Here is a 14,824-nt window from a genome sequence, read left to right as displayed (position 1 = left end):
TTAGACAAATTCAAAAAGAACCGAATTTCAACACCCAAGCCTTGCGACTAGGGGCGTCAGAAACGCGGTTCCACCCTAATTTATTACTTCATTGTTTTTGAAAATACTACAGAAAGCGCCAGTTCTTTATTTTGCTCTACTTGGCTCCCACTATCCCAAGCTCGCTTGAAGAACGCCATAAGACTTTCTTTCATGCTGACTATTATATCAAAAATTAGAACAATGTACAATTCTTTTTATGATTTTCTAGAAATCCATATCATCAACTCGTGGAGCACCAGACTGAACAGCTATCGTTTTTAAGGTTTCACGTTCCTCATGACTCAATTCAATTCCAAAGCAATCAAGATTAGCCTGAATACGAGATGCTGTGACAGATTTCGGAAGCGGTAAAAATCCTTCTGCCAAGCTCCAGGCCAAGGCTATCTGAGCAACAGACTTTCCATGATTTGCTGCGATTTCTTGCACTTGCTTGCTATCAAACAGTTCTCCCTGACCAAAAGGTCCCCAAGCTTCCAATAAAATTCCTTTTTCTCTACAGTAAGCTACAACTTCCTCTTGATAGACACCTGGAGCCAAGCGAATTTGATTGACCGCTGGAAGAATTTTTGCTGTTTCAAGCAAGGCATCAAAATGATGGGGAAGGAAATTACTAACTCCAATAGCACGGATTTTGCCTTCTTGATAGAGGTCTTCCATCGCTCTCCAAACTTCTGCATTTCGGATTTTCCATTGGTCATTTTCTCTGAGCGGTTTTGGATTTGGCCAATGAATCAAATACAAATCCAAATAATCCAAGCCCAACTTCGCTAAAGACTCTTCAAAAGCTTGACGAGCTTGCTCATAGTTGTGATTTGTATTCCAAAGTTTACTTGTTACAAAAATTTCCTCCCTCGGAATACCACTAACTTGAATAGCACGTCCAACGCTTTCTTCATTTTTATAAATCGCTGCCGTATCGATATGGCGATAGCCTGCCTTTAAAGCCTCTAGTACAGCTTGATAGGCAATCTCTCCATTTTCAGCTTTCCAGGTTCCAAATCCCAGAACTGGAATTGGAACGCCATTATTTAAAGTATAAGATTTCATTATTTTTCCTCTCTATGTAAAGCAAATCCAAAGAAACAAGTTCTCAAAGAAAACTTATCTCTTTAGATTTTGGGTATTATTGATCACGATCGAAATAGAGTTGGTGAGGTTTAAGACGAGCGTCTAACAAATCTGGAATAGTTACAAAGTCATAACCTTGCCCTTTCAAGTAGTCAATGACCTTCGGTAGAGCATTTACACTCTCAGCATGGATATCATGCATGAGAATAATAGAACCATTCTTGACTTCACGCTGAATTTCTGTCAAAATAGCTACTTCATTTTTACTCTTCCAGTCCAGACTATCCACATCCCACATAATAAAGCTCAAATCTAAGCTATTTCGAATGTCGTCTGTAATGGCTCCATAAGGCGGACGCATGAGTTTAGAACTAGAACCCAGCACTTTAGTTAGCGCATCCTCAGTATCAGTAATTTGTTTTTTAGCCTCATCAAGAGAAAGTTTTGAAAGAACAGGATGACTCCAACTATGGTTTCCAATAACATGGCCATCTGCTTTCATGCGTTTCAAAATCTCTTCATTGCCAGAAACATTCTTACCTAAAACGAAGAAAGTTGCCTTAATACCATACTTAGAAAGTGTATCTAATGCTTGAGTTGTCGTTGCAGGATTTGGTCCATCATCAAAAGTCAAGGCCACTACTTTACGATTTTTCTTTTCATAATAAGCCTTATAAAGTTCTGCATCCTTATCTAATAAATAAGAAGACTGAATAACTTCAAAGAAACTAGATACTGGCAAGGCAATCTCATCCAGATTTTCAACTGTCTGACTTGGATAAAGGATAATCTGACTATCCTTGTAATCAAAATTCCATGCAGACAAGTCTTGGTCAGAGAAGCTTTTAACAAGCTGATCGACCTTCTCTTGCTCCAATTTCTTACCCTCTAAGAAAGCAGTCATTTCTTTTATCAGTTGCTCTTTTGCCTTACTAGCATCTGAAAATAATTGATCGAGTGTAAAAGGTTTGCCATCTTCTGTCAAATGGACTTTTGCCAGATTAGTTTTTTCAGTCTCTTCAACTTTTAACGAAGTTAGATCATAGACTTGTTTCATCACACTTCGGTTGACAATCCCTTTTAAAGGCGAATCCTGTTTCTCCGTATAATAAAAAACTAGATTTTCTTTATCTTCCAGATTTTCCTTAATATCCTGTGTCATGATGTCTTTTACAGACGAAATCACTTGCTCCCCTTGAAGAGGATAATAGGCAATCACTTCGGCTTGCCCCTTACGAAAATGATCCTTCTGATTCCCCTCACTCAATTGATCATCTTTCTCTTTTTTGAGAGATTCAATCTTTTGTTCAAAACTTTGTTTTGTGTATATTTTGTATCCAATTATTGAACCTAGGACACAAATACTAACTGCAAATATGGCTACTAGGGTTAGTAAACCAATTCTCTTTTTATCGCGCTCAACACGCTTTGCTCTACTTTTATCCATAGGACTATCATATCAAATTCAAGCTATAATTTCAATGATTTTGAAGGAAATAGTATATTAAAAGAGGGGCAATCCCCTCTTAAGATTTTATTTGACTGCTTCTTTCAAGGCTTCTACCTTGTCCAAGCGTTCCCATGGAAGATCAATATCTGTACGTCCCATGTGTCCGTAAGCCGCTGTTTGACGATAGATTGGACGTTTAAGGTCAAGCATTTGGATAATTCCTGCAGGACGAAGGTCAAAGATTTGACGAGCAGCTTTTTCAAGTTTGCTTTCAGCTACTGTTCCTGTACCAAAAGTATCAATTCGAACAGATACAGGTTGCGCAACACCGATAGCGTATGCCAATTGCACTTCTGCCTTCTTAGCAAGACCTGCTGCAACAATGTTTTTAGCAATGTAGCGAGCTGCATAAGAAGCTGAACGGTCCACCTTAGTCGCATCCTTACCAGAAAAGGCACCACCACCGTGACGTGAGTAACCACCATAAGTATCTACAATAATCTTACGACCAGTCAAACCTGAGTCCCCTTGAGGACCACCGATTACAAAACGACCTGTCGGATTGATAAAGAATTTTGTCTTATCATCAAGATAAGAAGATGGAATAACTTCTTTGATAACCTTGTCAATCACATCTTGATGGATTTGTTCATTGCTAACTTCTGGATCGTGCTGAGTTGAAATCACGACTGTATCCACACGTACTGGACGGTCATTTTCATCATACTCAACTGTAACTTGTGATTTAGCATCTGGACGAAGATAGCTAATTTCACCAGACTTACGAAGCTCTGCTAAACGACGAACCAACTTGTGACTGAGTGAGATTGGAAGTGGCATGAGTTCTTCTGTTTCATCTACCGCAAAACCAAACATGAGACCTTGGTCCCCAGCACCAATCAAATCAAGTGGATCTTGATCCGCATTTCCACGAACCTCCAATGCTTCGTTAACACCTTGAGCAATATCTGGCGATTGCTCCACCAAAGATGGGTGTACTCCCACCGTTTCAGCAGAAAATCCATATTCTGTATTGGTATAACCAATCTCTGCAATGGTATCACGAACCACACGATTAATATCTACATAAGCTGTAGTTGAAATTTCACCAAATACATGAACTGAGCCAGTATAAACCGCTGTCTCAGCAGCAACGTGTGCCTCTGGATCCTTTGCTAAAATAGCATCCAAGATAGCATCTGAAATTTGGTCTGCGATCTTATCCGGATGCCCCTCAGATACAGATTCAGACGTGAATAATTTACGTTCTGACATAAAAATGTCCCCCCTTAAAAATAGTGTTATAGAGTTACAAAGTACTGATAGATATTTCTTAGTGATAAATGCCTACCATCTTATCGGGACTATATAACTTCACCATTATATCATTTTTTAGCGCAATTTGCAGTCCATATACTCAATAAAAATCAAAGAACCAGCTATAAAACTAGATGCAGGTTGCTCAAAGTAGAGTTTTAAGGTTGGCAATAAAACTGATGAAGTCAGATCAAAACACCGTTTTGAAGTTAGAAATAAGGAGGCTGGGAAAAAGTCTTTAAAATTAAAAAACGCATAGTCAAGTCTTGAAAAAACTTGAGACTATACATTTTTTGTGGGAATATTTACTTTATTTTTCTTAAAATTGAGTTTTAGTTCAACCTCATCAAAATCTATATAACTTATCAATTTGCTACGTAGAACCGGTGCGTTTTTCAGGTCTAACGTTTTAGCAAAATATCTGTCAATTCACTATATTTTATATTTGTTTACATTTTTCTTCAACCAAGTTTCCATCACTCATTACATAAACTCGGTCAACCTTATCAAGAAGGCGTGTATCATGTGTAATCATGACAACACCTCTTCCTTGTTCATGGGCAATGGAAGCTAACAGTTCCGTTACTTGGTAAGCCCGCTCTGTATCAAGACTGGCTGTAGGCTCATCTGCCAGTACGATGCTAGGATTGTTGTAAAGCGCCCTAGCAATCGCAGCACGTTGACGTTCGCCACCAGATAGAGCCTTAGGATAATGACCTTGAACTTTGTCCAAATCCAACAAGTCAAACAGCTCTTTTCGATCACTTTTACTATTTTTTCCTTTATCCAATCTGTCAATCAAATCCAGCTGTTCCTTGACCGTTAGAAAAGGAATTAAGTTTGAAGCCTGGAGAATGAAGCCAAATTCTCTAAAACGGAGGTTTGTTTTCTCCTTCTCCGTCAGACTGCCTGTTTCCTTCCCCTTGACTAAAATCTTTCCACTCGATGCTTCCTGAAGTTGTCCTAGAGTCGTTAGAAAAGTCGTCTTTCCAGATCCTGAAGGCCCAACGATAGCCACGAACTCTCCCGCATTTAGCTGAAAATTCGTCTCATGCAGAGCTACGACTTTCATCTTTCCTTCCCCGTACGTTTTTGTCACTTGATTCATTTCTATCAATACTGTCATACTATTCTCCTTATCATTCTGCAATCGCAGTAATCGGATCCACCTTTAGCAAGCGTGGGAGGGAAATGACACCACCAAGAAGAGCCATCAAGCAAATAACCGAGCTTAGAATCAAGTAGGCTATCCAACTTGGGTAGAAAAAGAAGGTAGCTGGTAAGAGCAAAATCACTCCTCCGATAGCAAGCAAGGATAAAGCAATCCCCATACCAGATAGAAGCAAGATCTGACAGAACAGAGACCATACAATGGTTTTAATCTGTATTCCCTGAGCCCGCATAATTCCATAAAGTCCTAGCTTTTGTATGGTAATGATATAAACAAAAATACCAACAATCAAGCCTGTTATAACAATCATAGCGATAATCATTCCTGAAAATACATTAACTTGAGGTGTGTAGCCAGGAATTTTCGAAATCATTTTTGGGATAGAAATCTGTTTCAGTCCATCGCCAGTCACTTCTATGTCATTTTTCAAAACCAAGGCAGATATCGACTTATTAGAATTCAAGGTTCCTTGCAAAATCCAATAAGTTGTCAAACTTGTAAAGACAACAGGCTCGGTGAAAAATTTATTTCCTTGAGTCAGACCTACAATCTTGTAACTTGCCTCTCTTCCATTAAGCTGAATGGCATCACCTAGCTTAATTCCATAGTTTTCAAAGGACTGATCTACGACAACTTCATCATCGCTGTCAGGATACCGTCCCTCCGTCAAACTAGGAGAGATAAAATCGTCCCACTCTTGAGCAAAGATGGAAACATTGACCTTTTCACTATCATCTACTAGATTGGTCACAGCGAACATATAACCCAGTGGAGCGGCCTCCTCAGATCTCTTTTCCTTATAATCCTTTTCAGGAATAAAAGATGCTGTCAAATTATCATTTGCGTAGTCAGATAGAACCACACCCGTCGCTTGCCAATTGTCAATAGCAGCTCGGTTGTTTCGTACAAGACCAAGAGCTAGACTGGTCATAAAAAAGACCATAAAAGCAATGAGAAAAATGGTTGTTAAAATCAAACTATATCGAAGTTTGTTCTGTAATATTTCTTTGATAGCAAGATACATGCTTATCTCCTTTAACTTTTCCAAGAGATATCAATGAGATACCCCGCCACTATAAAAATAGGAGACAGAAAATCTGCCCCTGCATTCCAAACAAATCCACTAATCTAATTAAATAAAATCAAGAAAATAAGTAAAAAGGTTCTTATAAAAATAAATCATTTATTAGATCTATTTTCTTAGAAATATAATTAATTATGAATATTAATAAGTCTTAAGTGTTCATCCATCCTATCATTTTCACAGTACGGTGTCAAGAAAAATGATTTTGAAAAAGGACTTTATTCTTTTTGTAACCTTTCTGTAATAATTCTCTGCTGAAAAAATGATAAAATAGGTATGTACTGTTAAGGAGAGAACAATGCCCGTAAAAAAATTACAATCATATGAGGTAGACTATCAAGAAGAATTAAATCAGCAACTTCCTCTCTATCAAGATTATGCGCCCGAATCACAATCTGATACCAGTTTTCAGGAAATCCTATTTTTTGTTAATATCGCTATTTTTTGTATTTGCGTCGCTATCTTCAGTTTTATCTTTTTATCATTAAAGTTATCAACTGGTCTTGCTTTTATCTCAGCAATCGGATCCAGCTTACTTGTTTTAAAAATCCAACGCTCTATCATCAAACGAAAACTAAAAAGATAAGTCCAAAATATCGCCCCAACTGGAGCGATATTTTTATTTTTTCTTTTTAGATGGTGTTTGAATAGCAATCTTCACTTCAAAGATTGTTCCCTTTGGCTTATTATCTTTGACTGCAATAGTTCCTTTTAAAGCATCTACAATTTGCTTGGCTAGGGATAATCCTAAACCAAAACCACCTTTTTGACGGGTTCTAGCCTTATCAACTCGATAAAAGCGATCAAAAATTTTCTTCTTATCTTCTGCCGAAATACCGACTCCATTATCAGAAACCAGTAAATACAGATTGCGATCAGTCGCTGAAATCACAAAATCAATTTCACCATCCTCTTCAGTATACTTGACAGCATTATCAAATAGGATAGTCATCAGTTGTTTCAAAAGAAGCTGGTCTGTGACAATCGTGCGATGGATGCGATTTTCAAAACGGAAAACACGGTCATTTTCCGAAGCAATCATCTCATAATTTGTGAAAGTCGTATTAAAAAAGCTAGTTGAAACTTCTGCAAGTTCCGGCTTAATTCCATCATCTCTCCGAGCTAAGTTCAGCAAGTTTGTCGTCAAAAAACGCATATTTCGGACTTCTTCCAAACTCGACGCAATGCTTTCACTCACATCCATAATGGTAGCTTCTGGCTTCCGGAAAAGTGTCTCTAAACGATTTTGTAAAACTGCAAGTGGAGTTCGTAACTCATGACTAGCATTTTCCACAAAGGACTGCTGCTTCTGCATGCTCTCAAGCAGAGGACGAACACTGACCCTAGCTAGATAGAGACTGGCAAGTAAAGACAAAATCCAGAAACTAGCCATCACAACGACAATCAATTGCTCATGCTTTTGACTGGCCTGCTCCAACTGACTGGTATTAATCAAGACAGCCGCATACTTGATATTGGTTGAAACCGAACTAATATTCGTTTCCATCAAAATCATGCGATAGATTTCTTCTTGTCCATAGCTATTAAAAACCTGAATCTGGTAGATATGGCCTAGTTCTTTTTTCTCTAACTTAATCTTATCCAATCCCAAAAATCGGTTTCCAGAAAGGAGCTGGATAAAATTCTTATCAAAAAGAATGACTTCTGTGTTGGAACTAACATTGGGTTTTATCTCAGTCTTACTAGTATCTGTAGCAGCATTCTCTAAATCTTTAATCTCTTCTGTTGCCCTATTTACCGCAAGCTGAATAACTGCCTGAGGATTGTTGCTCAAGCCATGGAGCGTATCATCCACCGAAGTATAAAGACTCGAATGCATGACCTGCAAAATAATCAGAGTCATGGTAGAGAAAATCAGGGTGAAAACACCGAAGTTGCGGATAAAGTAACTAAAGTCATCCGCATACCATGTTTTTTTTAGTTTACTGAACATCTTTTAAAATATACCCAACACTACGCAAGGTTTGCAAATTCTCTGCAAAAGTGGTTCCTTTTAATTTCTTACGGACTTTTGAAACATAAACTTCGACAACTGAAATAGTTGTATCACTATCAAATCCCCATAGACGATCAAAAATCTGAGTCTTAGGCAAAATAACATTTTGATTTTGAAGGAAATAAACTAGTAAATCGAACTCTTTCCCCAGCAATTCGACAGGAGTATCTTCAACCTTAACGGTATTGGTTGATAAATTGATGAGAATATCTCCATAAGATAGCGTATTTTCATTAAACTTACCTGAACGTTTGAGAAGCGCTTGAATCCGCATTTTGAGTTCTTCTAGGTAGAAAGGCTTGGTCAGGTAATCATCTGCTCCCAATTCAAATCCATGTCCCTTGTCATCCAAACTTTCCTTGGCTGTCATAATCAGAACTGGTGTCGTAATTCCCTTTTCACGCAACTCTTTCAAGACTTGGAAGCCATTTTTTTCTGGTAACATTAAATCGAGCAAAATCAAGTCATAAACGCCACTTTCAGCTTCGTAGAGGCCTTCTTCCCCATCGAATACCTGCATGACATCCGCAAAATCGTCTAAAAAGTCAAATACTGAATTTGACAGGCCTAGGTCATCCTCAACCAATAAGATTTTTATCATGAGAAACTCCTCCTTATTAAAACCATTATATCAAATTTGCCTTAAAAAAAACTCAACTCTCTGCATTTTACATGAGATAGCTGAGTTTTCTTTTTATTTAGTCTTAATTATTTAGTTCCGTATTGAAGAACAACTGCTTCCACTGCAGCTTTTTCACGGTTAATCAAGTCAACACGCGCTGCAATTTCCTTCATTCCCATACCGATGTTACGGCTAAGAGCAAGGTCAGAAAGTTGTGGCTCAAAGAATTCCTTGTATTCCGCCAAGCGTTGCTGAGTCTTAAATACATGCGCAGGAAGGATAACAAAGCTATCAAAGCTCATATCTCCACCAAGAGCCGCCTTAATCCAAGCCCAGTTTTCACGAGCCCAAGACCAAGCTGTTTCCTGAGTTGCTTGATGAGATAGGAAATGATTATACCAAGCCGACAAGTCTTGTGGCTTGACCACAAATTTGTCCTTCCAAGAAGCAATCAAGGTTTGGATATTGTCCGCATCTGTACTGTAGGCAAGAGCTGCTGCCAACTGACGTTTAAAGACAGCATCTGTTGCGTGAGTATAAGTATCAAGATAAAGTGCTAACAAGTCTTTAGTCTCATGATGTTTCATCTCATTGATCAGAACTTGTGAGCGAATAGCTGCTGGAAGTCCTGCAAGCTGATCCTTGTGGGCTACGAAGATTTGGCTAGCTACTTGGCTAGCTTCTGCATCATTTGAGCGAATCATCATAGAAACAGCCAACTGACGAACCAATTCATCCTCATCTGATTCTCCGTCTTTAGCTTCAAAACCAAGACGGTCATAGTTATGACGAGCCAATTTAGCAACCAAGGCTTTGAAGGCTCTTTCAGCTTCTGTACCTTCATCGATGAAGCGCTCGAGGGCAGAAATTACTTGAGAAACAGCTGAAACGACAAGGTAAGATTCTTCCTTAGCAAGTTTATCAAGGACAGGTAGCAAGTCTGCATAAGAAATGTGCCCTGCTTCAGCAAGCAAACGACGTTCTTGGACGATTTGCAATTTGCTTGTGTTATCAAGCTCAACTAGGTCAGCAAGAACTGCATCTAACAAGTCTCCTTGATAGTCTGTAATGTAGTGGGCTGTATTTTCAGTGTTGAGACGAAGAGCACCGTCATTTTCAGCAAGAATAGCAGCGTAGCCAGGGATTTCGATACTTTCAGTTTCAAGTGTATCAGGTAAACCTTTCCAGTTGCTGTTTAGTGGCACAACCCAGAGACGGTTCTTATCTTCGTGCTCACCGATGAAGAATTGTTTTTGTGAAATCTTCAAGACATCATTTTCAACTTTGACAGTGAGAACTGGATAACCAGGTTGTTCCAACCAAGAATCCATGAAGGCTGCAACATCACGACCTGACGCTTGACCAAGAGCATTCCAAAGGTCACGACCAATTGTATTGCTATATTGATGTTTTTCAAAGTAGGCATGCAAACCTTTGGCAAAATCGGTATCACCTAGCCAACGACGGAGCATATGCATGAGGCGACTTCCTTTGGCATAGACGATAGCTCCGTCAAAGAGAGTATTGATTTCATCTGGATGTTTCACTTCGACGTGAACAGACTGAACACCATCAGTCGCATCACGTTTCAAGGCAGACGGAACACCACCTGTTTGGAAATCTTCAAAGATATTCCAGCTTGGTTCAATAGCATCCACACAGACGTACTCCATCATGTTAGCAAAGCTTTCATTGAGCCAAAGGTCATCCCACCATTTCATAGTTACCAGGTTACCAAACCATTGGTGAGCCAATTCATGGGCCACAACAAGGGCAACTTGTTGACGGCTGGCAAAAGTTGAGTTCTCATCCACAACCAAGTAAACTTCACGATAGGTCACAAGACCCCAGTTTTCCATAGCTCCAGCTGAGAAGTCAGGAAGGGCGATGTGGAGAGATTGAGGAATTGGGTACTTAACTCCATAGTAATCTTCGTAAAACTCGATAGAGCGAACAGCGATATCCAGTGAGAAATCAAGGTTTGATAGTGGATGAGCTTTGGTTGAGTAAATACCTACAAGGGTACCGTTTTTAGTTTTAGCCGTCACACCTTGTAAATCACCCGCAACAAAGGCTAACAAGTAAGAAGACATGCGAGGTGTTGTCTCAAACTTCCAGATACCTGTTTCTTTACGGTTTTCAACATCGATTTCTGGCATGTTTGACAAGGCCAATTCACCTTCTGCTTGGTCAAAACGAAGAGAGAGGTCAAAAGTCGCTTTGGCTTCTGGCTCATCCACACATGGGAAGGCTTCGCGCGCAAAATGGCTCTCAAACTGAGTAGACAAGACTTCCTTCTTGACACCATCAACTGTGTAGTAAGATGGGTAAATCCCTGTCATGTTGTCTGTAATTTTTCCTGAGAAAGCGATAACCACTTCAACTTGACCTACTTCCGCAAGTTCAATATGAAGGGCTTCATTGTCATGATCAACTGTAAATGGACGAGCTTGACCTGCAACTTCTACAGAAGCGATTTCCAAGTCTTTTTGGTGGAGGGAGATGCGATCACTCTGTGCTTGACCACTAATAGTCACCTTTCCTGAAAAGGTCTTGGTCTCACGACTCAAGTCTAAAAATAAATCATAATGTTCAGGAACAAATTGCTTAATAAAATGTTCAACTGCTTGCATAGTTTTCTCCTATCTAAATTTAAGAGCTAGAGCTCTTCTTCAAACAAACTTATTATATCATGTTTTGTCTAAGAAAAAAGGATTGGACAGCGATTTCCAAAACTTTCTTCCTTCTAGAAGTCTACAGTGGGTAAACCTTGCGAAATTCTTCTAAAACAACCTTGCTTTCATGTGTAAAAGTCAGCCCTGCTTCTCTCATCCACTCGGCGAAACAATCCTCATGAACCTGACGCCAATAGGCTAGGGATTTGTCACCTTCCCCTTCATTAAAGGCATGTTGCGCAGAAACTTGATTAAAGGGCTGAACGGAAACCCTTGTAATTTCGACAATGCAGACAGCCTGATTTTGACTGTCTAAAATGATGTCAAAGGTGCCTTCTTGCGGAAGAAGTTCGCCTTCTAGTGCGTAAAGGTCGTAGGCTGACGCTGTTGCTGTCTTTTCGCCTTTAAACACCAAATCCGCTAAAAGGTCTGGTTCCACTCCAAAAGCCCAAGCATCGATTTCATCTCCGATAGAAGAATTGATTTGCTTGTATTTATTCCACATTTCTTGCGGTGTCATGGGTGCTCCTTTGTAATTTTTTACTTTCTTCTTTTATGTGTTTAAGATGGTCTGGATGGTCAATCTCTAAGTTAAAAATCTCTGGAATAGAACTATAGTGGATAATGCATTCGATACCCATCTGATTCATTTTTTGTAAGAAAGAAACATTCAGATATCCTGCTACAGCAAAGTCAATATTTTTAATCCTTGCTTTATCCTGCATCTGTCTCAGCATATCTAACATTATTGGACTTTCCATATCATGCCATTGACTGTTTCTCACAGTGGCAAAAACAAAGGAAGTCAAATCATTCATTCCAACTACAATCTTTGAAATGCCCGTTTCCATTATTCTGTCCAAGTCAAAATACGCTGACGGTAATTCAATCATAGTGCCGACTTTCCCAGTAAAACCATGCTGACGCAATACTCTAATAGCTTGCTTTAACTGTTCAGCATCATTGACAAAAGGAAAAATAAGAGACAGATTGGGATTAGTTTGATAAACCTCTGTAACGACATTTGCCTCAGCCTGAAATTCATCCAGACACGCTAGTAAACGCCTAATTCCTCTATAACCAAACAAGGGATGATTTTCATCAAAATGCTCTTTAGTCCCCTCTAAATAATTGGCTTCTGTATTCGTTAATTCTGAAAAACGATACCAGACTTCTTCATCTGAGTACAGGGAGCAGATAGTCTCTAGATAATCTTTTACAAATTGCTGACAACTTGGTAATAGGATGTTTTGATTGAGCTCTCTCAACAAATATTCCCCACGAATCATGCTAATGTGGTGCAATAGTTGAGGATAAATTTTTTCAAGAATTTTTTCGCCACTAAGAGCTAGTTGATTTTTCATCATTCACCTTCCAATTCATGTAAGAAGTCTTGTCCAGTTCTGGAAATCCTAATAATTCAGACTTAACCTTTAAGACTAATGGCGATGCATTTTCTTCTGTGATCTCTTGAATATCCATCCAAATATATCCAAGTGAATCATTCGCACCATCAGACACAGCTTTCGAAATCGTAACTTGAGGTGCACTCTCATTCATTTCAACATCATACAAGGCCATGATATGGTGAACCATAAAATTTTTTAACTCTTCCCTGACGAAAACATCGTAGATTTGAGGATTAGAGTAGCTTCTAACAGTAAATCCCGTCTCTTCCATAACTTCTCTAGTCAGCGTTTCCGTCAGTCCTTCACCAAGTTGCTGACTGCCTCCAGGTAGATCATACCGATGTTGATAAGGGCCTCTCGTTTTTTCAATGCAGAGTAACTTCCCATTTTCAAAGCAAACAGCGTAGACTCCAAAGTGATTTTTGATTTCCATCCAATTGCTCCTACTTCAAAGACCAGCCACCATCCACAGTCAGAATTTGCCCCTGCATGGTAGAGGCCTTTCCACTGGCCAAAAAGAGACTGACTTCTGCCACTTCCTCTGGCTCGATCCAGCGTTTGATTGGTGTTTCACTAGCCACCCAGTCAGCCAATCCACCTGGCTCAAAATCCGCAGCGGTCATAGCTGTCTTGACTGCTCCTGGAGCGATACCAAATACCTGAATCCCAGCTTCAGCATAGTCTAGAGCCAACTGCTTGGTAAAGCCAGCCAAGGCATGCTTCGAAGAAGTATAGGCGTGTCCACCGCCACCTGCTAGGCTAGAAGCAATAGAGCACATATTGATGATGATTCCCTTTTTATTTTCCAGCATTTGTGTCAAATAATACCGAGTCAACTCAACAGGAGTCACATAGTTGATTTCAAAAATATCTTGAATTTCCTGCGCTGTCTGTTCCAAAAGTGGTTTGTAATCATCCAAAACTCCCGCAGTATTGCACAAAACATCCACCTGAGAACACCAGTCAAAAATAGTCTCTAAGTCCAAGGTCAAATCTCTCTGTAAAAAGTGGAAATCACCCTGTAAGAGTGGATTTTCACCTTGGTCAACTCCATAAACTTGATAGCCATTCTCTAAAAAGAGTCGAGCCTGAGCTAGTCCGATACCTGAACTAACTCCTGTAATGAGTACACGTTTAGTCATGCACTTCTACCCAATCCGTCGCCAAAACATCACAAGGTGTCGGGCTCCACATGGAAAATCCTTCACCTTCTCCAGACACGTTGATTAGGAAGTAGGGCGTCACTTCAAGTGCAACCCCGTTTTGTTCAATCGTATCAAAAAGTTGCACATAGTTTTCAGCTCCTCCCCAGCCAGTTCGTACAAATTTTTTCTTAGCCTTTAACCCAGGCAGGATTTCTTCGAAAGTCATATTTTTTCTCCTTTTATATCAATAATTCTTCAATTAATTATAACAAAAAAATGCTTTAAAATTCCTTTTGACTCATCCTAAATCAAAATCAATAAGCATTTTATTACCATTTCTACCAATAATGACCTTAGATTTTTTCTAGATAAAGTTTGAATCACTTTCTGAAACTTATCTAACTTCTTTTTACAACAATTCAATAAAATCATATCTATCAAAAATGATAAGGTAATTTGAATCTAGAATCGTACAATATCGCTTCTGAAATATTTCTAGAATTGCTTTAAATTCCTTAATCAATTTGTTCAGTTTCTATTTCAATATACTATAAGATGAGACTGGATAAAAAGTCTTTGCGATCACAAAAACGCATAGTATTGAACTGCACCCCAAAAGTTAGACAGAAAAAATCTAACTTTAGGGGTGTTTTTATTATGAAATTAACTTATGGTGATAAAGTTCAGATCTATGAACTTAGAAAACAAGGATATAGCTTAGAGAAGCTTTCAAATAAATTTGGTATAAACAATTCTAATATTAGATACATGATTAAATTGATTGATCGTTACGGAATAGAGTTTGTCAAAAAAGGAAAAAATCG

At 39.0% G+C, this 14,824-nt stretch carries 15 protein-coding genes; 2 read left to right on the top strand and 13 right to left on the bottom strand.

Annotated elements, in window-relative coordinates; translation table 11 throughout:
* Nucleotides 1–246: 246 nt before the first annotated feature.
* The 5 genes from HT717_RS02615 to HT717_RS02595 all read right to left on the bottom strand — a co-directional run bounded on the left by HT717_RS02615 (nucleotide 247) and on the right by HT717_RS02595 (nucleotide 6,072).
* On the bottom strand, nucleotides 247–1,089 hold the full coding sequence (locus tag HT717_RS02615; protein WP_173304298.1) for an aldo/keto reductase: 843 nt from the start codon (nucleotides 1,087–1,089) through the stop codon (nucleotides 247–249).
* A gap of 76 nt (nucleotides 1,090–1,165) precedes the next feature.
* The gene (gene pgdA, locus HT717_RS02610) at nucleotides 1,166–2,557 is read right to left on the bottom strand and encodes a peptidoglycan-N-acetylglucosamine deacetylase PgdA (RefSeq protein ID WP_173304296.1); all 1,392 of its coding nucleotides are present in this window, start codon (nucleotides 2,555–2,557) and stop codon (nucleotides 1,166–1,168) included.
* An 87-nt stretch (nucleotides 2,558–2,644) separates the two neighbouring features.
* Nucleotides 2,645–3,835, bottom strand: a complete 1,191-nt coding sequence (gene metK / locus HT717_RS02605) for a methionine adenosyltransferase (protein WP_049539698.1) — start codon at nucleotides 3,833–3,835, stop codon at nucleotides 2,645–2,647.
* 481 nt (nucleotides 3,836–4,316) lie between these two features.
* Nucleotides 4,317–5,003, bottom strand: a complete 687-nt coding sequence (locus HT717_RS02600; protein WP_153225904.1) for an ABC transporter ATP-binding protein — start codon at nucleotides 5,001–5,003, stop codon at nucleotides 4,317–4,319.
* Nucleotides 5,004–5,016: 13 nt separating this feature from the next.
* Nucleotides 5,017–6,072 carry an ABC transporter permease gene (locus tag HT717_RS02595; protein ID WP_173304294.1) on the bottom strand — a complete coding sequence of 352 codons (1,056 nt, stop codon included), beginning with the start codon at nucleotides 6,070–6,072 and terminating at the stop codon, nucleotides 5,017–5,019.
* Nucleotides 6,073–6,430: 358 nt separating this feature from the next.
* On the opposite strand from HT717_RS02595, the gene HT717_RS02590 reads away from it, so the two are divergent.
* Complete coding sequence (locus HT717_RS02590) at nucleotides 6,431–6,718, top strand: DUF3270 domain-containing protein (protein WP_020900654.1); 288 nt, start codon at nucleotides 6,431–6,433, stop codon at nucleotides 6,716–6,718.
* Nucleotides 6,719–6,751: 33 nt separating this feature from the next.
* On the opposite strand, the gene ciaH is transcribed toward HT717_RS02590, so the two are convergent.
* The 8 genes from ciaH to HT717_RS02550 form a co-directional block, all read right to left on the bottom strand.
* Nucleotides 6,752–8,086: a two-component system sensor histidine kinase CiaH gene (ciaH, locus tag HT717_RS02585; protein ID WP_173304292.1), complete on the bottom strand. Its 1,335-nt coding sequence runs from the start codon at nucleotides 8,084–8,086 to the stop codon at nucleotides 6,752–6,754.
* Nucleotides 8,076–8,750, bottom strand: a complete 675-nt coding sequence (gene ciaR, locus HT717_RS02580; RefSeq protein ID WP_000590627.1) for a two-component system response regulator CiaR — start codon at nucleotides 8,748–8,750, stop codon at nucleotides 8,076–8,078. Before ciaR ends, ciaH begins: the two co-directional genes overlap by 11 nt.
* Nucleotides 8,751–8,857: 107 nt before the next feature.
* Nucleotides 8,858–11,404 carry a M1 family metallopeptidase gene (locus HT717_RS02575; RefSeq protein ID WP_049539706.1) on the bottom strand — a complete coding sequence of 849 codons (2,547 nt, stop codon included), beginning with the start codon at nucleotides 11,402–11,404 and terminating at the stop codon, nucleotides 8,858–8,860.
* Nucleotides 11,405–11,525: 121 nt separating this feature from the next.
* Nucleotides 11,526–11,966, bottom strand: coding sequence for an ASCH domain-containing protein (locus HT717_RS02570; RefSeq protein ID WP_049539708.1), 441 nt, complete (start codon nucleotides 11,964–11,966; stop codon nucleotides 11,526–11,528).
* Entirely contained in the window at nucleotides 11,941–12,810 is an 870-nt protein-coding gene (locus HT717_RS02565; RefSeq protein WP_049539710.1) for a putative PEP-binding protein, read from the bottom strand. The genes HT717_RS02570 and HT717_RS02565 overlap by 26 nt, the downstream gene beginning before the upstream one ends.
* A complete protein-coding gene (locus HT717_RS02560) occupies nucleotides 12,788–13,288 on the bottom strand; it encodes an NUDIX hydrolase (protein WP_049539712.1) in 501 nt (166 codons plus the stop codon). Before HT717_RS02560 ends, HT717_RS02565 begins: the two co-directional genes overlap by 23 nt.
* Before the next feature lie 10 nt (nucleotides 13,289–13,298).
* Nucleotides 13,299–13,997 (bottom strand): 3-oxoacyl-ACP reductase, encoded by a 699-nt coding sequence (locus tag HT717_RS02555; RefSeq protein ID WP_049539714.1) that lies wholly within the window; start codon nucleotides 13,995–13,997, stop codon nucleotides 13,299–13,301.
* Nucleotides 13,990–14,226 (bottom strand): DUF2829 domain-containing protein, encoded by a 237-nt coding sequence (locus tag HT717_RS02550; RefSeq protein WP_000141906.1) that lies wholly within the window; start codon nucleotides 14,224–14,226, stop codon nucleotides 13,990–13,992. The genes HT717_RS02555 and HT717_RS02550 overlap by 8 nt, the downstream gene beginning before the upstream one ends.
* A 431-nt stretch (nucleotides 14,227–14,657) precedes the next feature.
* Between HT717_RS02550 and HT717_RS02545 the strand changes: the two genes are divergently transcribed.
* Nucleotides 14,658–14,824: transposase (locus tag HT717_RS02545; protein ID WP_173304290.1), on the top strand; the 167-nt coding region annotated here is incomplete at its 3' end.

It is taken from the genome of Streptococcus sp. 959 (assembly GCF_013277075.1).
Classification (GTDB): domain Bacteria; phylum Bacillota; class Bacilli; order Lactobacillales; family Streptococcaceae; genus Streptococcus; species Streptococcus pseudopneumoniae_C.
Note: the sequence above shows the minus strand (reverse complement) of the source record. Positions and strands in the feature narration are given on the sequence as shown.

Bases quoted from the DNA above. Each gene is read 5' to 3' on its own strand.
- HT717_RS02615 (WP_173304298.1), bottom strand. From the start codon at position 1,089: ATGAAATCTTATACTTTAAATAATGGCGTTCCAATTCCAGTTCTGGGA.
- pgdA (WP_173304296.1), bottom strand. From the start codon at position 2,557: ATGGATAAAAGTAGAGCAAAGCGTGTTGAGCGCGATAAAAAGAGAATT.
- metK (WP_049539698.1), bottom strand. From the start codon at position 3,835: ATGTCAGAACGTAAATTATTCACGTCTGAATCTGTATCTGAGGGGCAT.
- HT717_RS02600 (WP_153225904.1), bottom strand. From the start codon at position 5,003: ATGACAGTATTGATAGAAATGAATCAAGTGACAAAAACGTACGGGGAA.
- HT717_RS02595 (WP_173304294.1), bottom strand. From the start codon at position 6,072: ATGTATCTTGCTATCAAAGAAATATTACAGAACAAACTTCGATATAGT.
- HT717_RS02590 (WP_020900654.1), top strand. From the start codon at position 6,431: ATGCCCGTAAAAAAATTACAATCATATGAGGTAGACTATCAAGAAGAA.
- ciaH (WP_173304292.1), bottom strand. From the start codon at position 8,086: ATGTTCAGTAAACTAAAAAAAACATGGTATGCGGATGACTTTAGTTAC.
- ciaR (WP_000590627.1), bottom strand. From the start codon at position 8,750: ATGATAAAAATCTTATTGGTTGAGGATGACCTAGGCCTGTCAAATTCA.
- HT717_RS02575 (WP_049539706.1), bottom strand. From the start codon at position 11,404: ATGCAAGCAGTTGAACATTTTATTAAGCAATTTGTTCCTGAACATTAT.
- HT717_RS02570 (WP_049539708.1), bottom strand. From the start codon at position 11,966: ATGACACCGCAAGAAATGTGGAATAAATACAAGCAAATCAATTCTTCT.
- HT717_RS02565 (WP_049539710.1), bottom strand. From the start codon at position 12,810: ATGAAAAATCAACTAGCTCTTAGTGGCGAAAAAATTCTTGAAAAAATT.
- HT717_RS02560 (WP_049539712.1), bottom strand. From the start codon at position 13,288: ATGGAAATCAAAAATCACTTTGGAGTCTACGCTGTTTGCTTTGAAAAT.
- HT717_RS02555 (WP_049539714.1), bottom strand. From the start codon at position 13,997: ATGACTAAACGTGTACTCATTACAGGAGTTAGTTCAGGTATCGGACTA.
- HT717_RS02550 (WP_000141906.1), bottom strand. From the start codon at position 14,226: ATGACTTTCGAAGAAATCCTGCCTGGGTTAAAGGCTAAGAAAAAATTT.